The organism is Janthinobacterium sp. GW822-FHT07H10, from assembly GCF_058798675.1.
In genome coordinates this window covers 1-510 of sequence record NZ_JBXAKS010000048.1, presented here as the reverse complement: position 1 = coordinate 510, position 510 = coordinate 1, and the positions used below count along the sequence as shown (strand labels likewise).

The following is a 510-nucleotide window of genomic DNA, read 5'->3' as shown; positions in this document are numbered from 1 at the left end:
AAGCACCGGCTAACTACGTGCCAGCAGCCGCGGTAATACGTAGGGTGCAAGCGTTAATCGGAATTACTGGGCGTAAAGCGTGCGCAGGCGGTTTTGTAAGTCTGATGTGAAATCCCCGGGCTCAACCTGGGAATTGCATTGGAGACTGCAAGGCTAGAATCTGGCAGAGGGGGGTAGAATTCCACGTGTAGCAGTGAAATGCGTAGATATGTGGAGGAACACCGATGGCGAAGGCAGCCCCCTGGGTCAAGATTGACGCTCATGCACGAAAGCGTGGGGAGCAAACAGGATTAGATACCCTGGTAGTCCACGCCCTAAACGATGTCTACTAGTTGTCGGGTCTTAATTGACTTGGTAACGCAGCTAACGCGTGAAGTAGACCGCCTGGGGAGTACGGTCGCAAGATTAAAACTCAAAGGAATTGACGGGGACCCGCACAAGCGGTGGATGATGTGGATTAATTCGATGCAACGCGAAAAACCTTACCTACCCTTGACATGGCTGGAATCC

The 510-nt window shown here is 52.4% G+C and carries 1 rRNA gene; it reads left to right on the top strand.

The window, feature by feature from the left end:
* Window positions 1–510: ribosomal RNA gene (locus AC1RDJ_RS28425) — 16S ribosomal RNA — on the top strand; the annotation flags it as partial.